The organism is Ancylomarina sp. YFZ004, from assembly GCF_054254355.1.
The window spans coordinates 97,500-121,474 of the sequence record NZ_JBTCHQ010000007.1 but is presented as its reverse complement, the minus strand read 5'-3'; the positions used below and the strand labels follow the sequence as shown (position 1 = coordinate 121,474).

The following is a 23,975-nucleotide window of genomic DNA, read 5'->3' as shown; positions in this document are numbered from 1 at the left end:
ATCTTGGAACAAACATTATATGATACACAACAATATAAAACGCCCCTAATAAATCACACACCAGTACCTACTAGTCGAAAAATACATGTAGATTTGATAGATCTAAATTTAAGAACATAATATTATCAAAATGCCACGCCTTATTATTAAATCATAAATAATCTATATGCTAGCTGTCAAAATCAGATTTATTCTCATAACAATTTCATGTAGCTTATTTATTAAAACTGGTACAGCTCAGAATTCTTCAATAACAGAATCTTCATTTCAAATTGATTTGGAAGAATATGATGACGAAAAAAAAATAGAACTGCTAATTGCAAAAGCCGACCAAATAAGGACTAAGAATTTAAATGAGTCCACCTTTTATTACAAGTATGCTCTAGAGTTAGCGGAAAAGAAGAATCATCAAAAAAATGCACTTGTTGCAGCATACCAATTGGCTGGTAATTTTAAATTGGCAAATAGTTATTACTATGCTTTAAAATACTTTATAAGATATGGTGAAATTGCTTCGGCTTTGAAAGAAACCTATGAGATGGGGGTATCTTTCTATTACCAGGGAGAAATGTATTATCGGCTAAAAAATTATGAAAAAGCGGAAATCAGCTATCTTAAAGCGATTGAACACTTTAAAAAAGAGAACAGATATAACGACCTAGGGGATTGTTATTACAATTTGGGACTCCTATACCATAAATCAGATTTAAATAAAGCTTTAAGATATTATGAGAAAGCTCACCATTGCGAACAAAATTATGATCTAAATAGTGATTTTGATATATACTTAAATAATGTTGCCTGCATATATATTCAAAAAGGAGAACTCAAAAAAGCCAAAATCATGTTAGATTCGGCATATTCCATTTCTCACAACAACAACAAATCATTGTCATACCTACAAAGCAGTTATGGTGAGTATTATCAAGAAAAAAAGCAATATAAACAAGCAGAGAAAGCATATCTGGAATCCATTAACATACATCAAAAACTTTCGAACATTGTAGAGATTCATAAATTAAGTCTACAATTAAGCAATGTGTATAAAGAGATGAATAACTATAAATTGGCCTTATCTTTTTACAAACAACATAAAGAAATTCAAGATAGTATTGACAAAATAAATAACATCAAACAATATCAAAAACAAGAGTTTGAAAAAAACCTAAAACAATTAGAACATAATAATAAAATCAAAATACTGAATCAAAAAAGGAATGATCTATACTATAGAATAGTAATATTCTTTTTCTTCATCCTGCTGCTCTCAATAGTAACAACTATTTTATTCAAGAAAAAATTAGAGATGAAAAAAATTCACCTTTCAAAGGAAAACCAATCCCTTAAAGAAAGTTTACTCGTTGAAAAACTCGAAAACAAAAACAAAGAATTAACAACGAACGCTCTACTGCTTGGCGAGAGAAATGAATTGATGAAAAATGTATCCGAAAAATTAAATTCATGCAAGCCCAAACTTAAAAAGGCCAATGTAGAGATCATTCAAGAGGTAATTGATGATCTAAGTTCCAAAATAAATGAAAAGCAATGGGACGAGTTTGAACAAAATTTCTCAAACTTACATCCCGTTTTTTTTAATAATCTATTGGCTGAGTTCCCCACACTAAGTTCGAAAGAAGTTAAATTATGCTCCCTTTTGAAGCTGAATATGACATCAAAGGAAATTGCTCAAATAAACCATATGACCACAAATAGTGTGGAAGTATCCCGATCCAGATTACGCAAAAAACTTGATTTATCTAATTCAAATCTGAGTCTATTTGTCTTTTTATCAAAATATTAATCACTACACATAATTACTTTGGAAAATACAAACACAAAAAAGCATTGCCATTTAGCAATGCTTTTTTGTGTGCCCAAATCGGGACTCGAACCCGAACAACCATAAGGTCACCAGCCCCTCAAGCTGGCGCGTCTACCAATTTCGCCACCTGGGCTTGTTTTGCGTGACAACAAAAGTAATAAATATGTTCTATATGCAATGGAATAAGAGTATCAATTCAAATAAAAAAAGATCGATAATTGATCAAAAAACAGATTTTCAAAGCCTAAGCTCAAAGGTGCTTTCAAGGCTTTTTATATCTTTGTGCCATATTATAATAAATTCGATATGTCAGAACAGATACAAGACTATAGCTATCTCGATCAAATAGCCCTTCAAAAAGAGAAATGGAATGATTTAAACAAGTCTGAATTACAGGTGATGTGCTTCAGAACCTTCATGCTGTACGGGAAATCTCAAAATAAAAACATGATACTCACCATTTTCGAAATGTATGAGTTCCTCGTGGCCAATACCTCTACTACAGAACGGACAAAGATGTTAACGGCACTTAGTGCTAACATCAGAAAAAAGAACACAAAAGCTATTATGGGACTTTTCCCTTTTATTCAGGTGGAAGAAGATGCTAACATCATCCGAACAGCAGTTCAGTTTTTTGTCAATCTATCGGTTATCTCAAACAAGGAAGCCATTTCAGGTGCTAAAATTCTTTTAGAACTGATTCGTGAGGATTTAAACGATTCACGTTCGGCTTACGTTCTTTTAGGTTTGCTTGATATCGATAATGAGAAGCTGAATGCACAGGTTAGTCTTATCTATTCTGAGTTGGGAAGTGAAGTGAAAACTATTCTTCACAATAATGGGGTTAAGATTTAGAGAATTAATTCTCTTTTAAATGATATACAAAAAAACGACTGATCAAATGATCAGTCGTTTTTTGCATCCTATAGATATTGCTCGTAGAACTTACGGCACTCATCTTGTTCTTTAGGACTTCTTCCTTCTAAAGACTGCAATCTATAAAGAAGACATCTTTCATCAGGAGTCAAAATTCTTTCAAGCTGATCAGAATCAGCATGCTCATTCATAATTTCTTTAAGGCTTTCGATTACATTTGAATTCTTTTGTTTTACAAGCCATTCAATTAAATCTAATTTCTCGGATTGTAGATTCATCTTGTCAGTTTTGATTAGGTTTGGAATTAAAAATCTTTGACTACTTGCAAGTTAGGACTTTATGTAATAAAAGAATAATTTAATCACGATTTTTTTCTTTAATAAAACCAACTCTACTTCATTAACTATACATCAAATTCAAATAAATAGGAACAAAAAAAGCGATCCCAAATGGAATCGCTTTTCGAAATTATTTTAGAGATAAACTCTAGTTTGAAGGTACATTCACTAGAATATCCAGTAAGTGCTTCCAGAATTTATCTACAGTCTCAATATTAATTCTCTCGTCTGGCGAATGAACATCGCGTAGAGTTGGTCCAAAAGAAATCATATCCATATTTGGATACTTCTCTAGGAATAAACCACACTCTAAACCAGCGTGAATAGAACGTGCAATTGGCTCAACATTAAACAAACGCTCGTATGATGCAACAGCCACTTTCAAAATTGCTGAGCAAGGGTTAGGAGCCCAACCTGGGTAACCATCAGAATGTACAATTTCAGCACCTGCCATAGTGAAAGCAACACCAACATTCTGTGCAATATTGTATTTCTCGCTATCTACGTCGCTACGCTGCGAAGTGGTAATGAAAATTTTATCGCCATCGATAAACTTAACCGATGCTAAGTTATTTGAAGTCTCAACCATACCTGGCATACGTGTGCTCATGGTAAATACACCATGTGGACAAGCATAAAGGGCATCGAATAGATTATTTGAGGTCTCTTTATCACATACGAAAGCTGGCATATCAGTTGACTCAAGTTCAATTTTCAACTTAGGCTCAGCAATAGACCAAACATTTTCCATTTCAGCTGCATAAAGATTCAAATCGATACGGATTTGCTCCTTAAACTTAGAAGGAATAACAACAAGTGCAGTCGCTTCACGAGGAATAGCATTACGTAAGTTACCTCCTGCAAAATCAGCTAAACGTACATCGTACTTTTTGTTGATCTCCCAAAGGAAACGGTTTAGAATCTTATTAGAATTACCACGGTTCTTGTTGATCTCATCACCTGAGTGACCACCTTGCAAACCGCTTACGTCCAAACGAACAGCGAAATATCCAGCAGGAATATCTTCTCTAGTGTATGACATGGTCGCCAAAGTATCGATACCACCCGCACATCCTAAGAAAATCTCACCCTCATCTTCTGAGTCAAGATTCAAAAGGATGTCACCACTAACAAAACCAGGTTGAAGTGCGAAAGCTCCTGATAAACCTGTCTCCTCATCAACTGTAAACAAACACTCAATCGGGCCATGCTCAATGTCAGTAGAAGAAAGTAATGCCATTTCAGCAGCAACACCAATACCATCATCAGCACCTAGAGTTGTACCTTTTGCCTTCACCCATTCCCCATCAATCCAAGGAATAATAGGATCGGTATCGAAGTTGTGCTCAGTAGAAGAATTCTTCTCACAAACCATATCCATATGCGACTGTAAAACAACCGTCTTAAGATTTCCCTTCCCAGGAGTTGCAGACTTCTTTATTAGTACATTACCAATCTCATCACGCGTGGTTTCAAGATTTAATTTCTTACCAAAATCCATTAGGAATTCAATAATTTTTTCTTCTTTTTTTGATGGACGAGGAACCTGACAAATGTCCTCGAAATGATCCCAAATAACTTTAGGCTCTAATCCGCTAAGTACGCTCATTGTTTATTTTTTTATATGAGTTGATATGTATTCACTTATCAATCTCAATAAGTGTTAGTATTTAATTTTTCAAACCCAAAGGTAATAAAAGCTAGCATAAATTTAATATTCTATCTGTTTCCATTTAATGCGTTTAATGTATCTAAAACTTAAGTATTGCAAAGCTAGCATGATAGGTAAACCAACAATAACACCATATGGAATATATGTCAATCCCCAATGCGTTAATCCTATTAGAGCTGCCGATACCATCATTAAAATCCCCTTAATGAAGTTATCTCCAGAATCTTGCGATAATCTCTCTTTTGAAAAAGGCAATGCTTTGCTTTGCATTACTGTTACAAAGGAAGTTATTAGCGTAATAGATACCAGAGCATAAAGAATATCGGGAAGAACTTTATAGGACCAAAAATAGAGAATAAGACCGCCAATTATAGCGTAGAGAGGCCAAACATATTTTGCAAGTACAGCTTTAATAGTCCCTGACAAAATAACTCCAGGTTTTGAAATTGGCATAGAACTAAAGAACCAACTCGATTTGGGCTCATCGCTATATATGATATTCATACAAACTGCAAAGGCGGCAAAAATGGTAAAATAAAGAAACATCAAATAACTTTTAGATGCCAACAAACTCACCAGTTGATCCTCATCACCAAAACTTTTAACTACCATAATAGCAATAAAGACAAACACATAACCAAAAGCTGGAAAAGCTGTTTGCTTAAACTTTCGCTCTCTCCCACTCATCTTCCAAATCATTTTGAAACTGGTTCTTTCAACAGTACTTTGCGTTAAAAGGAGGGCCAGTTTTTCAGAATATTTTAAGCGTCCTTTTTTTTGAGTTTTAATTTTTTCAGGTTTAGAAGCAACCGCATCCATCTGACTTAAGCGTTGACTAAACTTTGGCGAAAGGTATTTTATAATAACCCAAAGACTTCCCAAAGGAAGAAGAAAGGATAAGGTTAAAAAGATAATATTCTCTAAACTATAAACAGAAGATATGATAGCTGTTATTGAACCAGAAAACCAGGCAGAAGGAACAAAGTATGTAAACCATTCAATGGTCATTTGTGAATTATACAAATCGTTCATCTCAATCAGACGTGGTAAAAGCTGATAAGCTCCCATAAAGATGATGGCCATTCCAATTTGAAAATAAACCATGATATCTTTTAACTTTTCACCATTAACAAATCGCATCAATCCCAAGTAGAATAAATTGGTAAGGAATAAGGTGAATAATGTAGCTAGAAAGATCATTAGTAAAAAGAACAAGCCTGCCACAAAGCCATAATTAATTACAGTAAAAAATAAAGAACCTATGGATAATGATAAGCTCAAATGCAAAAGATAAATAGCAATGTGCAAGAGCTTAGCCATCGTCATTGTCTTACTGTTTATAGGGCGAGGCAGAAGAATCGCATTATCTCTCGTATCAATTAACACAACCGAAAATTCAGATATCATTAACATAGCTATCATCATCATGATCATTGAAAAAACCATGGTATAAGCCGTAAAAGTATGATCCATGAAATCAATCAATATCCCTATAAAAATTCCAATAATCGCATACACAAATGATTGTAACAAGAGTTGATTACTCGAATCCGTCTTCTTTGTTGATGTCGAAAAACCACGACGGTTATCCATCGTTAATTTTACCCTAAGGATACTTTCTAATTGTTGGTAATCCACTCCCATCATTGTGAACAAGCCCTTGAAAAGGCGGATTATTCTAATAATAAAATTATCCATAGCTTAGTTCTCAAATACATTAATAATCTCGTTGGCTGTTTCGCTGTGTCCAGAGTTTCCTGTTAGCTTTGTGAACAGATTCTCTAAAGATTCGTTATTAGAATCTGAGTTCAACTCATCGTAACTACCATCAGCCAAGACAACACCATTATCGATCAAAATAATACGATCTGATATCTTCTCAACCACATCCATAATATGGGAACTATAAAAAATAGTTTTACCTTCTTTAGCCAATTGCTGTAGAACGCGCTTCACAATAATCACCGCATTGGCATCCAATCCTGATAAAGGTTCGTCCATAAAAATGATATCTGGATTATGTATCAAGCCTGATATGATAAGTATCTTCTGCTTCATCCCTTTCGAAAAACTATTCATGCGTTCATTGGCATGTGCTTTCATTTCGAACAAATCAAGAAGCTTGGCCGTTTTAGTCTGTATGTCGACCTCTTCCATCCCATGAAGTTCTCCAACAAATTGCAAGTATTCACTTGGAGTTAATGTATCGTACAAGGCTGCATTCTCTGGAATATAACCGATTCGCTTTTTAACAGCAATATCATCGGTTCTCAAATCCATATCCAAGACTTTAATATCGCCTTCAAAATCGGTCAGTATACCACAAAGAATTTTCACAGTAGTTGACTTACCAGCCCCATTAGGTCCAATATATCCAATAATTTGTCCTGATTTAATTTCCAAATCAAGGCCTTTTAAAACGTGATTGACTGCTCCTCCATTTTTATAAGATTTATGCAGGTTCTTTATTGATATGACTGTATTAGCTTCCATTGGTATTATTTTTTTTGATAAATGTGGCTTAAAACTACAATAAAAACTCAGATAGATACAATGTTAAATGATGAATTCTAGACCACATCTTAATTCAAAATCTATATCTTTTTGATTATAACTCAATTTTGTCAGCTCGCATTACACACAAATCAGCAAACTTTTCTGATTTTATGTCGTTTTGTCAGCCTCAGCTTCGTGGCATAAGCTTTGATCAATGCTCAATCGTAAATTTTAATATAACAATCAAAATTTAAAAATATGTCAACAGGAAAAATTGGTGTTACCAGTCAGGATCTGTTCCCGATTATTAAGAAGTTTTTATACTCAGATCACGATATCTTTTTACGTGAAATTGTTTCGAATGCAATCGATGCGACTCAAAAACTAAAGACATTGACTGCGACAGGCGAATTCAAAGGTGAATTGGGTGAACTTAAGGTTTCAGTGAAACTTGACAAAGAGGCTAAAACTCTAACTGTTTCTGACCGTGGTATTGGTCTAACAAAAGAAGAAGTTGAGAAATACATCAACCAAATTGCATTTTCAGGAGCTGAAGAGTTCATGGATAAATATAAAGATCAAGCCAATGCCATTATTGGTCACTTTGGTTTAGGTTTCTATTCTTCTTTCATGGTATCTGATAAGGTTGATATCATTACTCTTTCTCATAAAGAAGGTGCTGAAGCTGTGAAATGGAGTTGCGAAGGAAATCCTGAGTACACACTTGAAACAGTTGAGAAAGCTGAGCGTGGTACTGATATCGTGATGCATATCTCGGAAGAGGAAAAAGAATTTTTAGAAGAAAGTCGCATTCAGCAGCTTTTAGATAAGTATTGCAAATTCTTGCCTGTTGAAATTACTTTTGGAAACAAAAAAGAATGGAAAGATGGTAAAGACGTTGAGACTGAAGAAGTTAATGTTATAAACGACACCAACCCAGCATGGACTAAGAAGCCAGGTGATTTGACTGACGAGAAGTACAACGATTTCTACCGTCAGCTTTACCCAATGGGCGAAGATCCTTTGTTCCATATTCACTTGAATGTAGACTACCCATTTAACTTAACTGGTATTCTTTATTTCCCTAAGCTTAAGAACTCGGTTGAAATTCAGAAGAATAAGATTCAACTATACTGCAACCAGGTATTCGTTACCGATTCGGTTGAAGGTATCGTTCCTGAATTCTTGACTCTATTACATGGTGTAATCGATTCTCCAGATATTCCATTAAACGTTTCTCGTTCTTACTTACAGAGCGATAGTAATGTGAAGAAGATCTCTAACCATATCACTAAAAAAGTAGCTGATAGTCTTTTCGATATCTTTAAGAAAGACCGCGCTGACTTTGAAGCTAAGTGGGATGATTTAAGAATCTTTGTACAATATGGTATGCTTAGCGAAGAGAAATTCTACGATCGTGCTAAGAAGTTCATGTTGGTTAAGAATAGCGATGGTAAGTACTTCACAATTGAAGAGTACGAAGCAATCGTTAAGGAAAATCAGACTGACAAGGACGGTAACATGATTTGCCTATATTCAACTAACGCTGAAGAACAATACACCTATATCGACCAAGCTAAGGCTAAAGGTTACGATGTTCTAATAATGGACAGTCAGTTGGATAATCACCTGATTAACACTTTAGAGCAGAAGACTACGACAACTAAATATGTACGTGTCGATTCTGATATTGTTGACAAGTTGATTCAGAAAGATGAAGTGAAATCTTCAAGCTTATCTCAGGAGCAGAGAAACGATTTGATTCCTGTTTTCAACTCTCAGTTACCTAAAGAAAAGGTTAACTACATTGTTGCTTTCGAATCTTTAGGAGCAGAATCTCAGCCATTGATGATTACTCAAGCTGAATTTATGCGTCGTATGAAAGATATGGCTGCTATGAATCCAGGAATGGCGATGTATGGCGAGATGCCAGATTCGTACAACTTGGTTGTAAATACGGATCACGCACTTATCGAAACTATTCTTGCAAGTAAAGATGCTGAACTAAGCGATAAAATTGCAGTAGTTGCAGCAAAACTTGCTCCAGTAGTTGCAGAAAGAGAAGCTCTTGAAACTCTTAAGAAGGACAAGAAAGAAGATGAAGTTCCTCAGGAGGAAAAAGATAAAATGGCTGAGGTGCAGAAGCAAATTACTGAGATTAATTCTGAGCGCGAAGCCCTATTAACTGGCTTTGGTAAGGACAATCAAATTGTGAAACAATTGATCGACCTTGCTCTATTAGCTAACAACATGCTTAAAGGTGAAGAGCTTGCTAAGTTTGTGAAACGCAGCATCAACTTAATCAAATAATAAGTTCGAATCTTGTTATTTCAATTTATCTGATGAATTAACATACGGACAAATATTCATCAGATAATTATTAAACTAATAGAAAGCCACAACCTTTGGGAATGTGGCTTTCTTATTTTTATATAAAGCTTATCTTTGACTTAAATTTTGACACAATAATCCTATGGAAAGAACAGAATTCATTAGTTATATATTTGATGCCCTTTACGCTCAGCCAGAAAATGAGTCATTAGATATTGCTTGTTGGGGAATGGAGAATCTTCATACTGAGGACGACAGCCCAATATACGAATCGATTATCGAGGAGTTTTTATCGAACGAATGGGCAAAAGATCAAGGTTTAGGTTTTCTTGTTCTAACGCCTGAAGGTCGTGACATTATCAATGTGTTTGGTTCGTACACCGCTTTCATGGAAACTTACATGAAACCAGCTCCAGAACTTAAACCAGCTGTTACTTTAAAAACAATAAGCTTGGTACTTAACCTGCTTTTGGTCCTATTTATTGGCATGCTATTGATGACAAAAAACAATGATAGTAAGATTATTGAAGATCAAAAAACTCAGATTGAAGGACAGCAGATAACTATTGATTCATTACAAATGACATTGAAAAACAAAGCTAATACTGTAGATTAACTTAATCATTCAGTCGACTATTGAATTAACAAATTCACATAACAATCAACATAAAAGTAACTTGGGGACATTCTCCAAGTTTTTTCATTTTACCACTTCCCATTTACAGAGAATATAATTCCAACATAAATAATTTCTCGCTCATCATAAAAAAAAGACGTATTTTAGTATAAAAGCTACTAAATATGAAAGTTGAGAAAAATTTCAGCAATGATGAAATAAAACAGTTATGGGATGATTTTAGTGCAATAGCACAAGAAGAATTATTTCAAAACTTTAATATACACATTAGCGAACTCCATTCTATTTTAAAAGCCTACACAGAATATTATGGATCTCTACATATTTCAAAATCTGAAGATAAAAGTAATTTTGCCAGCTTAAGCGAATTCAAACAAGCCACACTTAAGCTATTAGTAAAAAGCCAAAAAGACATAAATGATCGTGATTATGGAAAGATGGCTCAGGCATATTTATCTAAACTCAACGCTTTAGATTTAAATAAAACTCTAAGTCGAAAGGAGAAATTCACGCCATACTCTTTCAATAAAAAGGATAGATTGTCCCTTCTATTCAAAAAATTGAGCATAAACACCAAGTTCAAATTAAAAGTTCGAAGAAGAAAACTCTTTAATATCTTCCGTAGAATGTTTAATAAGAATCTTTTGGGACTTGACACTTTCAAAAGGCGTAAAATTCCATATAAAAATATGGTGGATTACTACTTAGGCATTCATCTTCCCAAAGCTCTGGCAAATAGCTTCCAAGAAATTATGCAAGTAAAAAGCTTGGTTTTACTAGACTTATGGCAATTCGATAAGGATTTTGAAATAGATATTCAAAATCAATTATTAGAGAATCATAGCGATCAAATTCAGTTGAATTCTGACAATAAATCAATTAAGGAAGTCATCAACATACAAGAGCAACGTCTCAATGATTTAAGTAACAAACTAAAAGATGATATTGCTATAGCAAACTCAGATCAATTTGAAATGCTTGATCAGGCCTTGCTTTGTGTTGATTCGCCAGAACTAGCCCGGAAAAAATTTCATGCAAATGAAGTCAAGTCTGAACAAAACCAAGTCTTCACCACCATTGATTTGGAAAATCAAAAATGGAATAACACCCATATTACCCTAATTGATGATTGGTCCTTAGATCTTGAGATTGCACTACTTTATTTTACTGTTCTGGATGATTATACGAGTCTACATTCCAAAATAAGCAAGTTTATTGATGAACATTTAAGTCTAAATATTGAGCAATTAAACGAATTCATCACTTCTTCAAGCAAGCGAATTCAAGAAAATGCCACTACTCCCAAGGATCTGACTCAAGTTTTAAATGAAGAAAGGGCCAATATCAAGAATGAATTTATTGGCAAAATACTAGCTACAACAATTAAGAAATTATCAGGCAGTATTAATCAAGATATTGAAAAATTTAATACCAGAACGATCAAACTCATTAATAGTGTTTCAGATAAGCGCAGCTTTATAAAAAGTAAAAATTATGAGCGAGGCATTCGAAGTTCAGAGATCAATTGGCTATCACCCAAAGAACTGTTAAACTTTGAAGCTCTACCCCATTTTGAAGCATCCATAAAAGAGATTAAGCTATTTATTGAAGACAATATGAAAAAAGCAAGATTCAAACTTCTTGCTTTGGGAACTGTTAGTGATTTTAGTCTTGAATCAGCTCAAATCATGTTACAAAATAAAAAGGGGGCTCTTAAATCTACCGTTCAAGTAGCAGAAGAAGGTCTGAGTCGCGCTTTAATCCATTTAGATGAAGCGACAGAACTCATGGATGAGATAAAAAAAGAACCTCAGGAAAAGCTTCATCAGACCATTACAACATTCAATACTGAAATTCAGAAACTCAAAAATACCGATACCATTCTCGAGCTGAATTTAAAGATTGTGAAAATAAAGGCTATTGAACGATCAAAGAAGATTCGAAAAGACACCATATCCTGGATTCTCAACATAATTCCCAAAACTATCGACTTTTTTAAGAAGCATATTTCTGGTTCTACAGGTTATATTGCCGAAATAAAAAAACATCTGGGAATTCATGTAGCAAAAGTTCAAATCTCTCACGAATTACCTGAATTTATTCGTCAAACGGAGCTAGCACTAAAAAAACTACCCTTCGTATATCAACGCCTTTATCAACTAACACCCACCGATGAAGATCGTTTTTTTGTGAATCGTGAAACCGAATTAGAAAGCCTAAAAAAAGCTTTTTCGGATTGGAATAAGGATCGCTTTGTTACAACGGCTCTAATTTCAGAAAAAGGGAATGGAGCAACCTCTTTGTTAAAGATTTTCCTGAATAAAATTGAAACAGATATTCCTATCATTCACCAAGCAGCAGATAAAAAAATCTACAACAGCGAAGTATACTTGGCTTTTTTTGCTGAAATACTTGAAGAGGATAAATTTGAATCCAATGAAGAAATCATAGACTTCCTAAATAATAGATCCGATAGTCTGATTCTCATTCTGGAAAGCCTCCATCACTTTTTCATAAAAAAGGTAAATGGTTTCGAATGCCAGAAAATGCTTTTCGAACTCATGTCAAGAACATCAAAGAAAGTGTTCTGGATTGGGAGTTACACCATTCACTCTTGGGAATATCTAAAGAAAACCGTTGGTGTCTCTGAACATTTCATTAGGGAGGTACACTTGCAAAAATTTGACGGAAAAACTTTAGATGAAGTCATTTTTAAACGTAATAACCTTAGTGGCTATAAAATCGTATTTGAACCATCAAGAGAAAGCAAGAATTCCAAATCCTTTCAAAAAATGAATGAAGATGAAAAGCAAGTGTTTTTAAGAAAACAGTTTTTCATTGAACTCAATCAAATGTCTAATGGGAATGTTAGTTTAGCACAACTCTACTGGCTTCGTTCAACATGCTCTGTCAGCGACGACACCATAAACATTGGTTCGCTTAGAGAGATTGATGTTTCATTTGTTAAAGATCTTCCTGGAGAACATTTGTTTGCCATGCATGCCATACTCATACACGATGGTCTTAAACTGGAAGATTATGCAAGGGCCTTAAATATTCCCGAAAGTATGTGCAGAAACGTATTGAATCCAATGCTCGAAAAAGGATTACTAATTCGACCCAAAGAGAAATTCAATATCAATCCTATCATATTCCGACAGGTCGTCAGCTTATTAAAGTCTCATAATTTTATCAACTAATTGTATCATGATGAAACGTTTTACCATACGCCTTATATTCCTGCTGATAAGCTGCCTAAATCTACAAATATCCTTGGCTCAAGATACAAGCTTAGTCAATACTCTTGTCAGTCAGGATGACTCTTCAGTAAACAATTTTAAGCTAGATTATAAAAAGTCCGATACATTAATCGAGATCAACAAACCTATAGTAAGTAAAGATAGTATTGCCTCGCCGATTGACACAATTGAAGCCAATCATACTGATAATATTAAGCAGGAGCTTGATTATATTGAACTTGACACAACACAATTTAGTGCAAAAAAACTATTCGCCGATATTGAAGGAAAGGTGCCTGATAAGCCTAAAGAAGTATTAGAGATTATTTCTTTATCGAAGATTTTCTGGACCATTGTTCTTTTATTATTTGGCTATTATTTTATCAAATTGGTCATTAAGATACTTGATATCTTTTCTGAGAGAAGTGCAAGATTTCGGATCACGATAAAGGGTGTTATTCCTGTTTTCAGGATTGTATTTTGGGCCATCATCATTTTTGCCATCATAAAAGGGATTTATGATCCGCCCTTCGAAACGGTTATCGCCTTTACAGCCTCGGTTGGTATTGCAGTTGGTTTAGCAGCGCAAGATTTACTCAAAAATGTGTTCGGAGGTATGGCCTTGCTACTCGATAGGCCTTTTATGGTTGGAGATAAAATTGATAGTGGTAAATATTATGGGGAAGTTATTGAGATCGGATTAAGAGCCACACGCCTAGTCACTGCTGACGATTCGGTTGTTTCTGTACCCAATGCTGAACTCGTCAATTCGTCTGTATCTAATGCAAACTCAGGAGAGCTCAATTGCCAAGTGGTTGCTGAAATTTACCTCCCTATTGATATTGACACATTTATGGTGAGACAAATTGCTACCGAGAGTGCCCAAGTATCCCGATACGTTTACCTGAATAAACCCATTACAGTTTTGTTTTTTAACGAGGTAAAAGAAAGACGATCTTATCTTAAAATGAGGATAAAAGCCTATGTTATGGATATTCGCTACGAATTTCAATTCAAAAGTGATATGACAGAAATTGTTATACGTGAATTACTAAGAGAAGAACTTATATCAAAAGATGAGCTGTTTTAGATATCAGTCAAAAAAAATACCGACCTCATCAGAAGTCGGTATTTTCCTTTATATTATATGCGTATCATTCGCTTAGACTAAGTTCTTCATTCTTAAGTTCAGCATAGTAATTACAAAACTGTTCTGTTAATTTCTGATCATCAGCATCCTCAGGGCCTAAGATTTTTAAACACTCAATTTCCCCATCGACATTTAAAATGTATTTCTTCCTTAAAGCAATACTATCTTTACAAAAGTATAGGCAATCTATACGACAGTATTTATTTATCATCTCTAGTTTCAGTTTAATATTAGTCTCTATTCCTTTCACCAGAATTGTATCATGATTATTACTTTGAATATTCAATACATTATCTTTAAGATTACATTGATTTTTACTTGATTCTAAAACCTCTTTAACTCCATCTATATTAAGAACGAAATTAATATTTTCAGCTGTTACATAAGAATCATTAGAAAGTATCACCCTAATATCAAGTACGTTATTTTTAGAAGGAGAAATGTTAATTTTAAATTGAAGATTAGGCTTTTGTCTTTTAAAGAATAAAGCTTCAACAACACCATGTGGAGCTGGTTTAGAATCTCTTTCCAATCTTATATAATATTTCCCCTCATTACTAACTTGGTGAGGTGGAGTAAAGCTTTGTGGAATTTCTAAAATATAAATGTTACCTTCCTTATATTCAACTTCTTTAGCTCTTATCTTAATTGGAGCAGGTGAAATGTTACTAGAAATGCTTCTTACTAAATTATCTAGGTTCTTAATTCTGATTGATGGTATCGGATCACCTATACAAACTTTGACTTCGTTCTTTCCCCTTCTTATTTTTTTTTCAAATGGAGCTCCAACTATTAGAAGACCACCGCCTGTATTTAAAAAAGCACTGACTTCACGAAAAATATCTTCCATTTCAACCTTTCCTGCTTTAAATTCAAGAATCGAACTTTCTTCTTGCTCCGTACCAAAAAAGTCTAAAATATCATCTATCGTTAATTCATATATATCTTTATTAAAAATTATTTTTGAAAATTCCATCTCTTAGTATTTTATATTAATCTACAATATATAAACTACTGTTTAATGTAGAGCCTAGAAAATCAAAATAAATTAGACACACATAAAAAAAATACCGACCTCATCAGAAGTCGGTATTTTTATTATATCATCGCGCTTTAAGCTCCTATTTCACTTAGCTCTAGCCAACGCATCTCCTTTTCATCTATCAAATCCATGACCTCTTGAATACGAGCCGATTTAATCATCAAATCTTCATTCGATAGAGCTCCTGAACTCATAGCTGCTTCAATCTCGTCTTTTTCTTCATTCAAGCTTTCCATATCCTTCTCCAATTGTTCGAACTCACGCTTCTCGTTGAATGACATCTTGGTTTTGATTGTCTGCTTAGGCTTTTCCTTTTTTACTTTAACAGGTTTTTCAATCTGCTTCTGCTTTAGTTCTTCTACTAGCTGAGCATCACGATAAAGGGTATAGTTTCCTGTGAAGTTTCTGATTTGCCCCTGCCCTTCGAACACGAACATATGCTCTACAACCTTATCCATAAAGTAACGGTCGTGAGATACAATAATCAAACAACCTTTAAAATTCATCAGATAATCCTCCAATACATTCAGAGTCATAATATCCAAATCGTTGGTAGGCTCATCAAGAATAAGGAAGTTTGGATTTTTCATCAGTACCGTCATTAGGTACAATCGACGTTTTTCTCCCCCACTCAATTTCGATACCTGATTGTATTGTGTTTTAATTGGGAACAAGAAGTACTCCAGAAACTGAGAGGCCGACATTTCCCTACCATTACCTAGGTCTATGCTTTCAGCTATTTCTTTAATAACTTCAATAATCTTCTGACTCTCGTTTATCTTCATGCCATCTTGCTTATAATAGCCATAGACAACAGTTTCGCCAATTTCGATCTTTCCCGAGTCAGCCTCAATATTTTGAGTGATGATATTCAGGAAAGTTGATTTACCTGTACCGTTCTTACCAATGATCCCAATTTTCTCACCTCTTTGGAATTTATAAGAAAAGTCCTCTAATATTTTCAAATCACCGAAGCTCTTATTCAAATGTTCGAATTCGAGTATTTTGGTTCCTAGTCTGGCTGATTTGATATCAAGATCCAATTTCTCTTCCTTATATCCCGTACCAGCTTTATCTTTTATTTCATAAAAAGCATCAATTCTCGACTTGGCCTTTGTTCCTCTGGCTTGAGGCATACGGCGCATCCATTCCTGTTCTGTTTTTAAAAGGCTTTTAGCTTTGTTAGCTTCGGCATTCTGGTTATGAATTCTTTCTTCACGTTTTTCCAGATAATACGTATAATTCCCCTTATAGCTATGAATGTTATTGGCATCCATTTCGATAATCTCATTACAAACCCTATCAAGAAAATACCTATCGTGAGTTACCATCAAAAGAGTTCCTTTAGATTTTTTAAGAAACTCCTCAAGCCACTCAATCATTTCCAAATCTAAGTGGTTGGTTGGCTCATCAAGCATCAATAAATCAGGATCGGTAATCAAAACCTTTGCCAAACCTATACGCTTCTTCTGTCCTCCAGAAAGTTGAGATATAAGCTGATCGTAGTTGGTAATCTTCAGTTTCGAAAGAATCTGTTTCACCTTCACTTCGTAATCCCAGGCTTTATGCAAATCCATCTTTTCAAGAATCTCTGTCATGCCATCTTCCTGACCTGACTCAACCATCCTCTCATAATCGCGAATAACAGATAATACAGGATCAGTTGAGTTGAAAAGCTCATTGATAACCGTATTGTTCTCATTCATCTCAGGAATCTGCTCCAAATATCCCAGCTTAATATCTTTACGAAAAGAAATATCTCCACTGTCCTGGCTATCTTTTCCAGCAATAATGTTTAAGAGCGAGGTTTTACCCGTTCCATTTTTTGCGATCAGTGCAATCTTCTGTCCCTGCAGAACACCAAAATTTATATCGGTGAATAAAACCTTATCCCCGTAACTCTTGGTTAGGTTTTCTATTTGTAAGTATGATATCATGAATGGCTTTGCTTTCGATTAGTTTGCAAATTTACGAATTAGAAACGACACCCAAGCTTTTAAACTGATCTGAATACAAAAGCAGACTCTACTTTTTGAGATATTAAATAAAAATAAAAGATCTAATAGCAGACAGAGCGATCTCTTATTTAAAATCATTATTTTTATATGATTTTATAATTCATATTTTTGCCATATAGAATTCGCCTTTTAATCATCTTCACTAAAATAGAAGCCTTTATTCATGGCTCATTTCGTAAGCCTAATTAGTAAGAGAATACATGAGAAAGAAAGAACGTTTTGAAAAAGTCATAGCTTGGTTTCAGGAAAATATGCCCATAGCAGAAACCGAGCTTCGTTATACCAATCCATATGAGTTATTAGTAGCCGTTATTTTATCAGCACAATGCACCGATAAGCGTGTGAATATGATGACACCTGCCCTTTTTGAGAAATACCCTACGGCATTCGATCTTTCGCATGCCACACAGGAAGATATTTTTAATTTTATCCGTTCTTGTTCTTATCCTAACAATAAAGCCAAGCACCTATTGGGTATGGCTAAAATGCTGGTTGAAGATTTTAAGGAGGAAGTTCCAGATGATATTAAAGAGCTACAGAAAATGCCTGGAGTCGGTCGAAAAACAGCCAATGTAATTGCCTCTGTTGTTTACGATAAACCAGCCATGGCTGTAGATACTCACGTTTTTAGAGTTTCTGCCCGAATGGGTTTAACGACCAATTCCAAAACCCCTTTGGAAACTGAAAAGCAATTGATGAAGTATATTCCTGAGGAACATGTTGCAACTGCTCATCATTGGTTAATCTTACATGGTCGTTATGTTTGTATTGCCAGAAAACCAAAATGTAAATCTTGTGGTTTAAAGGACTTGTGTAAATTCTATATTAAAGAACAGAAAAAAGAACAAAATGTATAGTTACGAATACCCACGCCCAGCACTAACAGTTGATTGTGCTATTTTTTGTCTGCATAAAAATCAGAAATACATTCTACTAATTGAACGCGCTCAGGAACCATTCGCAAACAGCTGGGCTTTTCCTGGTGGCTTTGTTGATATGGATGAAGATCTGGACCTGGCAGCTTACCGTGAATTAAAAGAGGAAACAGGTTTTGAGAATTGTAAAATCAAGCAATTTAAAACCTACGGCAGTGTTAATCGTGATCCGCGAGGCAGAACCGTATCCGTGGTTTATAAGGGAGAACTCAATCTAGAGGAACTCCCAGAAGTAACAGGTATGGACGATGCCAAGCAAGCGAAATGGTGGCCAATAGATAGTTTGCCCAAATTAGCTTTCGATCATGATTTAATCATGTCTGAATTACTTAAACTGTGATGAGTTAATTTGATGATTTATTGATGCGTTGTTCTGAGCGAAGTCGAAGGATGAGGATGTGAGGATGTGAGGATGTGAGGATGTGAGGATGTGAGGATGTGAGGATGTGAAAAATAAAAAGATAATCTCTCAAACTATATTTGAGTTCTATTTATTTTTCACTTTAACCTTTATACTTTTTTTCTTTAACCTTTAAATTCCTTTATCCTTTAATACTTTGCTCAAGGTGCATCAAGCTATCAGGCCCCATATTAAATAGGAGATCTAGAATACTCAAGTTCTCAATAAAGCTTTGCTTATCGCTAAAGACCTGGTAGTATTCTTTAGAAACAAAAGATGGATCAACAATAGATTTTGATGCTTTGGGATGAATGCCTTCGCGGAAATCAACAAGTTGACCTAAATCTTCAATATAGTCATCCGTCTTCTTAATAGTGCAATCCAACTCAATTAGAGAATTGATCTCGTTCTGAATCTCCATATTGAAATCTAAAAGGAAATCCCACTTTCTATCGAAAAAACGCACCAAGTCATCAATATAAAACTCATAAAATGGTGATGATTTATAAGCGGACTCTATCCCTTTCCAATGTAGCTTCTGCCAATCGGTATCATAAGAAATACGCACATCCTTGCTTAGAATTTTCTTACTGCTTGCTTTCACAACTGGAACCGTTAAAGCCAACTCACCATTAGCTCCAAAAATATTACATCTGTTTCTATAGGATTGCTTCGAGTAGTTCTCAAATTGCTCAATCAAAACATTGGGAAATTGAACCAACTTGCTATAATATTGAATTGGGGCAAAATATGCAGTAGATAATAGGACTGTGTTTTCCATCTTCTTTTCTAGATTTTGTGCGAAGCTACAAAAATATGAATAAAAGAAGTGGCTGTATCGAAAGTTGAGCCACAAATTACTCAGATTAACACAAATTTTAATTTGGCATATATCATGTTCCGAAAGGTTTCATGATTAAATCTAGCTTGTGATAACTTTTTATTGATCTCGGGAGTTAATAATGAGATCCTCAAAAAACACTAATAATAGAGAGTGGGTTGCGTTAAGGGTTGTAGCGGATAGCCCACAGCTTGTTGAGCTTGATCGGGAGGTGAGTATCGTATACCATTGGGTATATAAATGAGCTTTTATAATTGCGAGGACTATGAGCGGAAGACCTGACTTTCGTCTCCTTTTAAGGAGCGAAAGAACGCCCAAAAGAATTTTAAGCACTATACTTAGATATAAAAAGAGGTCGCCTCAAATTAAAATTGAGACAACCTCTTAAATATTTAGATTAAGCAAAAGCTTTATTCAATTCCTTTAAAAAATCGATTCCATCTGATTTTACTCAAGAATGATTTATCCTTATCAAGAGACAACCAAACAAATGAAGCCTTCCCTACAATATGATCTTCTGGCACGTAACCCCAATAACGAGAGTCTGCTGACATGTGTCTATTGTCACCCATCATCCAATAGTAGTTCATCTTGAACGTATAAGAATTAGTTAATTCACCATTGATATATATACCATCCTCTTTCACATCCAGCTTATTTCCTTCATAAGCTGTAATTGCTCTTTCGTATAATGGAAGTGTTTTCTTACTTAAAGTAACACTTACTCCTTTTTTAGGCAATACGAAAGGTCCAAAATTGTCACGGTTCCAATTGTAATCTCTATTAAATGGAAAAACCTCTTCGTACATACCAAGTGGGTATAATACACGAGTTATAGATACCACATTATTAAGCTTCTTAAGTGCTTCAACCTTTGCCCCTGTTAAAGGCATCTCATACTCATTGGTACTTCTCTTTCCTCTATCGGCAAAAGCAATATTTAACTCATCCAATTTTCTTGGGTTAATCGAAGTACCGTTGGTTTTAACAATGTAATTGTATTGCATTTCTTCGATAGTAGCCTGCGCTTTACCATTTACAAACAACTGACCATCTTTCGAAATAAGAGTATCACCCGCTATGCCAACACATCGCTTAATGTAATTCTCACGCTTATCAACCGGACGAGAACGAATATCGTAACGCTGTCTCATAAATTTACGAGCCATATTTTTATAAGCCTTATCAGATTGCAATAAGCGACCTTTGCTCATATCATCTGCTTTAAATTGCTGCCCGTATCGACGGACATAGGAATGGAAGTCTGGATTCTCATTACCAACCCAAATTGTATCTCCAGCAGGGAAGTTGAAAACCACAACATCATCACGCTCAACATCACCAAAACCAGCCAAACGATGGTAAGGCCATTGTATCATTTCTGAATATGACTTCGTCGACTTAGTACCTGGCATAGTATGATGAGCAAAAGGAAATGATAAAGGTGTATTTGGCACCTTAGGACCATAAGCCATTTTACTAACAAAAAGATAATCACCTACCAACATGGATTTCTCCATTGAAGAAGTCGGAATGGTGTAGGCTTCAATAAAGAACATACGAATAAGTGTCGCTGCTATAACTGCAAATATTAAAGCATCAACCCATTCAACAATAAAACCTTGCTTTTTAACGCCACGTTTCTTCCAAAATGCCCAATGCACTTTCTTACTGATATAAACATCAAACAGAATAGGTAAACCTAAGACAAGCCAGAAATTACCGATCCAAATCATCATCAACAGATAGGTAATGGCAGCTAATGAAAACTTAAACCATTTATTCTTTAAAAATTCCTTCATAGGGCAATTATTTTATTTAGCAATCTAATGTCGTATTCAATCGATGCGAATCTACAAAATTATCAATTGTTTTAATGATATATGTACAGCAAAGTTAAATAGACCTAGAGATCAATTCTTATATATGCGCAACGGCTATCTTAAAAAGCTAGCCCTTATTCTTAATTCATTTTTTTATTCAACTCCTTTAAAAATTCGATTCCATCGTATCTTACTCAAAAAGGACTTATCCTTATCTAGAGATAACCATATGAATGATGCTTTCCCCACAATATGATCTTCAGGAACATATCCCCAGTATCGTGAATCAGCCGACATATGTCTGTTATCTCCCATCATCCAATAATAATTCATCTTGAAAGTATAGGTCGAAGCAAGATCTCCATTAATGAAAACACCTTCTTCTTTTACTTCCAACTTATTACCTTCATATGCTGTGATGACTCTAGTGTAAAGAGGTAAATTCTCTTTTGTAATAGAAACCGTCTCACCCTTTTTAGGCAGAACCAATGGTCCAAAATTATCTCGATTCCATTTGAATTTATCAGAGAATGGAAAAACATCTTCGTACACTCCAGCTGGAGATAAAACTCTTGTGATAGAAATCACATTTTTAAACGATCTAAGGGTCTCTACTTTAACACCTGTTAGTGGCATTAAATACTCCGAGGGGCTTAGTTTATCCCTATCTTCAATGGCTATATTAAGCTCATCCAACTTTCTCGGGTTGATCGAGGTCCCATTCGTTTTTACACGATAAAGAAATTGCATTTCCTCGATAGTAGCTTGTGCTTTTCCATTCACGAACAACTGTCCATCCTTCGATACTAAAGTATCGCCAGGCAAAGCCACACAACGCTTAATGTAATTTTCTCGTTTGTCAACAGGACGAATACGAATCTCGTTCTTACTTTCAAGAAATTTATATGCTTTTTTGTTGTAATAGGTATCTGTTTTTAAGGCATTCCCTTTTTGTTCATCTTCTATTTTGAATTGCTTACCGTAGTATCTGATATAAGAATAAATATCAGACTGTGTATCTCCCATCCAGATAGTATCCCCGGCAGGAAAATTGAAAACCACAACATCATCACGTTCAACTTTTCCAAAACCAGCTAATCGATGGTAAGGCCATTTAATCCATTCTGAATAGGACTTCGTAGATTCAGTTCCTGGCATAGTGTGGTGTGCAAATGGGAAGGACAAGGGTGTATTTGGTACCTTAGGACCGTAAGCCATCTTACTCACAAAAAGATAATCCCCCACCAACATCGATTTTTCCATAGATGAAGTCGGGATTGTATAAGCCTCGATAAAGAAAATTCGAATAAGAGTTGCAGCAACTACAGCAAATATGAGAGCGTCTATCCATTCTACAAAATAAGATTGCTTTTTTACACCACGCTTCTTCCAAAAAGCCCAATGTACTATTTTACTCACATATACATCAAACAATGCTGGCAAGCCTAACAAAAGCCATAAATTCCCGATCCATATCATCATCAGAATATAAATGATGGCAGCCAATGAAAATTTAAACCACTTATTCTTTAGAAACTCTTTCATATAATCTTTATAGGGTAAATCTTTATAGTTTTAACAAATCTTTCATTCCGAAGAATCCAGATTTGCCAGGCATAAACTCAGCTGCTAATACAGCTCCAAAAGCAAAGCCTTTTCGGCTATAAGCCTGATGTTGAATCTGAATTTCATCAACCTCAGAATGCCAGGTAATACTGTGAGTTCCTGGAACAGCTCCATGACGCTTAGCCACAATGCTCATTTCAGAATCTTTCGTACTTAAACCTTCAATCCATGAATTCTTCACTGGGTGATTCTCAAGAACGCCTTCGGCTAAAGATAATGCTGTTCCACTAGGTGAATCTAATTTATGGATATGATGAATCTCTTCCATGTCCACATCGTACTGATCGAAGCCAGACATCAGTTGAGCTAATTTCTTATTCAGTTCGAAAAATAAGTTAACGCCTAAACTAAAGTTTGAGGCGTAAAAGAAGCCCTTACCAACTTCACATCGAGACTTAATCCCATCCAATTGATCTAACCAACCTGTTGTACCAGAAACCACAGGAACTCCTGCATCAAAACAAGTCATATAATTCTGATAAGCGGAATCAGGATTTGTAAACTCAATGACAACATCAATCCCTTTTAAATTGTCAACAGTTAAATCAGCTTGGTTATTCTGATCTATTATCAAAGCAATTTCGTGCCCACGATCGAGAGAAATACTTTCGATTTCCTTACCCATCTTACCGTAACCAATCAATGCAATCTTCATGTTTCTTTAATTTTTAATCCCATCCTTTGTTTCTGTGGTTTAGAATGAGAAATGGCGAATAGTTCTTCTTTTCT

At 34.9% G+C, this 23,975-nt stretch carries 18 protein-coding genes and 1 tRNA gene; 8 read left to right on the top strand and 11 right to left on the bottom strand.

Features of this window, described 5'->3' with window-relative positions; all coding sequences use genetic code 11:
• Positions 1-277: 277 nt before the first annotated feature.
• Complete coding sequence (locus ACXR6G_RS12660; protein ID WP_458361799.1) at positions 278-1,801, top strand: tetratricopeptide repeat protein; 1,524 nt, start codon at positions 278-280, stop codon at positions 1,799-1,801.
• Positions 1,802-1,871: 70 nt separating this feature from the next.
• Here ACXR6G_RS12660 and ACXR6G_RS12655 read toward each other — a convergent pair.
• Positions 1,872-1,955: transfer RNA gene (locus ACXR6G_RS12655), tRNA-Leu, on the bottom strand.
• A gap of 173 nt (positions 1,956-2,128) precedes the next feature.
• On the opposite strand from ACXR6G_RS12655, the gene ACXR6G_RS12650 reads away from it, so the two are divergent.
• Entirely contained in the window at positions 2,129-2,677 is a 549-nt protein-coding gene (locus tag ACXR6G_RS12650; protein WP_458361798.1) for a hypothetical protein, read from the top strand.
• A 68-nt stretch (positions 2,678-2,745) separates the two neighbouring features.
• Here ACXR6G_RS12650 and ACXR6G_RS12645 read toward each other — a convergent pair whose 3' ends face one another.
• The 4 genes from ACXR6G_RS12645 to ACXR6G_RS12630 form a co-directional block, all read right to left on the bottom strand.
• Positions 2,746-2,976, bottom strand: a complete 231-nt coding sequence (locus ACXR6G_RS12645; RefSeq protein WP_458361797.1) for a hypothetical protein — start codon at positions 2,974-2,976, stop codon at positions 2,746-2,748.
• 208 nt (positions 2,977-3,184) lie between these two features.
• Positions 3,185-4,645, bottom strand: coding sequence for an aminoacyl-histidine dipeptidase (locus ACXR6G_RS12640; protein ID WP_458361796.1), 1,461 nt, complete (start codon positions 4,643-4,645; stop codon positions 3,185-3,187).
• Between the two features lie 102 nt (positions 4,646-4,747).
• Entirely contained in the window at positions 4,748-6,406 is a 1,659-nt protein-coding gene (locus ACXR6G_RS12635; RefSeq protein ID WP_458361795.1) for a hypothetical protein, read from the bottom strand.
• 3 nt (positions 6,407-6,409) lie between these two features.
• Positions 6,410-7,201: an ABC transporter ATP-binding protein gene (locus tag ACXR6G_RS12630; protein ID WP_458361794.1), complete on the bottom strand. Its 792-nt coding sequence runs from the start codon at positions 7,199-7,201 to the stop codon at positions 6,410-6,412.
• A 261-nt stretch (positions 7,202-7,462) separates the two neighbouring features.
• On the opposite strand from ACXR6G_RS12630, the gene htpG reads away from it, so the two are divergent.
• The 4 genes from htpG (at position 7,463) to ACXR6G_RS12610 (ending at position 14,501) form a co-directional block, all read left to right on the top strand.
• Positions 7,463-9,514, top strand: a complete 2,052-nt coding sequence (gene htpG / locus ACXR6G_RS12625) for a molecular chaperone HtpG (RefSeq protein WP_458361793.1) — start codon at positions 7,463-7,465, stop codon at positions 9,512-9,514.
• Positions 9,515-9,677: 163 nt separating this feature from the next.
• Positions 9,678-10,151, top strand: coding sequence for a hypothetical protein (locus ACXR6G_RS12620; RefSeq protein ID WP_458361792.1), 474 nt, complete (start codon positions 9,678-9,680; stop codon positions 10,149-10,151).
• Between the two features lie 185 nt (positions 10,152-10,336).
• On the top strand, positions 10,337-13,372 hold the full coding sequence (locus ACXR6G_RS12615) for a hypothetical protein (protein WP_458361791.1): 3,036 nt from the start codon (positions 10,337-10,339) through the stop codon (positions 13,370-13,372).
• A 7-nt stretch (positions 13,373-13,379) separates the two neighbouring features.
• Entirely contained in the window at positions 13,380-14,501 is a 1,122-nt protein-coding gene (locus tag ACXR6G_RS12610) for a mechanosensitive ion channel family protein (protein ID WP_458361790.1), read from the top strand.
• Between the two features lie 64 nt (positions 14,502-14,565).
• On the opposite strand, the gene ACXR6G_RS12605 is transcribed toward ACXR6G_RS12610, so the two are convergent.
• Both ACXR6G_RS12605 and ACXR6G_RS12600 read right to left on the bottom strand, forming a co-directional pair.
• Positions 14,566-15,537: an AlbA family DNA-binding domain-containing protein gene (locus ACXR6G_RS12605; protein WP_458361789.1), complete on the bottom strand. Its 972-nt coding sequence runs from the start codon at positions 15,535-15,537 to the stop codon at positions 14,566-14,568.
• Positions 15,538-15,674: 137 nt separating this feature from the next.
• Positions 15,675-17,540 (bottom strand): ABC-F family ATP-binding cassette domain-containing protein, encoded by a 1,866-nt coding sequence (locus ACXR6G_RS12600; protein WP_458361788.1) that lies wholly within the window; start codon positions 17,538-17,540, stop codon positions 15,675-15,677.
• Positions 17,541-17,821: 281 nt separating this feature from the next.
• Between ACXR6G_RS12600 and nth the strand changes: the two genes are divergently transcribed.
• Together nth and ACXR6G_RS12590 are read left to right on the top strand one after the other, a co-directional pair.
• Positions 17,822-18,478 (top strand): endonuclease III, encoded by a 657-nt coding sequence (nth, locus tag ACXR6G_RS12595; RefSeq protein WP_458361787.1) that lies wholly within the window; start codon positions 17,822-17,824, stop codon positions 18,476-18,478.
• The gene (locus ACXR6G_RS12590; RefSeq protein WP_458361786.1) at positions 18,471-18,896 is read left to right on the top strand and encodes an NUDIX domain-containing protein; all 426 of its coding nucleotides are present in this window, start codon (positions 18,471-18,473) and stop codon (positions 18,894-18,896) included. The genes nth and ACXR6G_RS12590 overlap by 8 nt, the downstream gene beginning before the upstream one ends.
• 202 nt (positions 18,897-19,098) lie before the next feature.
• Here ACXR6G_RS12590 and ACXR6G_RS12585 read toward each other — a convergent pair whose 3' ends face one another.
• The 4 genes from ACXR6G_RS12585 to dapB all read right to left on the bottom strand — a co-directional run bounded on the left by ACXR6G_RS12585 (position 19,099) and on the right by dapB (position 23,901).
• The gene (locus ACXR6G_RS12585; protein WP_458361785.1) at positions 19,099-19,737 is read right to left on the bottom strand and encodes a WbqC family protein; all 639 of its coding nucleotides are present in this window, start codon (positions 19,735-19,737) and stop codon (positions 19,099-19,101) included.
• 470 nt (positions 19,738-20,207) lie between these two features.
• Positions 20,208-21,599, bottom strand: a complete 1,392-nt coding sequence (lepB, locus tag ACXR6G_RS12580; protein ID WP_458361784.1) for a signal peptidase I — start codon at positions 21,597-21,599, stop codon at positions 20,208-20,210.
• 174 nt (positions 21,600-21,773) lie between these two features.
• Complete coding sequence (gene lepB / locus ACXR6G_RS12575; protein ID WP_458361783.1) at positions 21,774-23,165, bottom strand: signal peptidase I; 1,392 nt, start codon at positions 23,163-23,165, stop codon at positions 21,774-21,776.
• A 22-nt stretch (positions 23,166-23,187) separates the two neighbouring features.
• Entirely contained in the window at positions 23,188-23,901 is a 714-nt protein-coding gene (dapB, locus tag ACXR6G_RS12570; protein WP_458361782.1) for a 4-hydroxy-tetrahydrodipicolinate reductase, read from the bottom strand.
• Positions 23,902-23,975 lie beyond the last annotated feature (74 nt).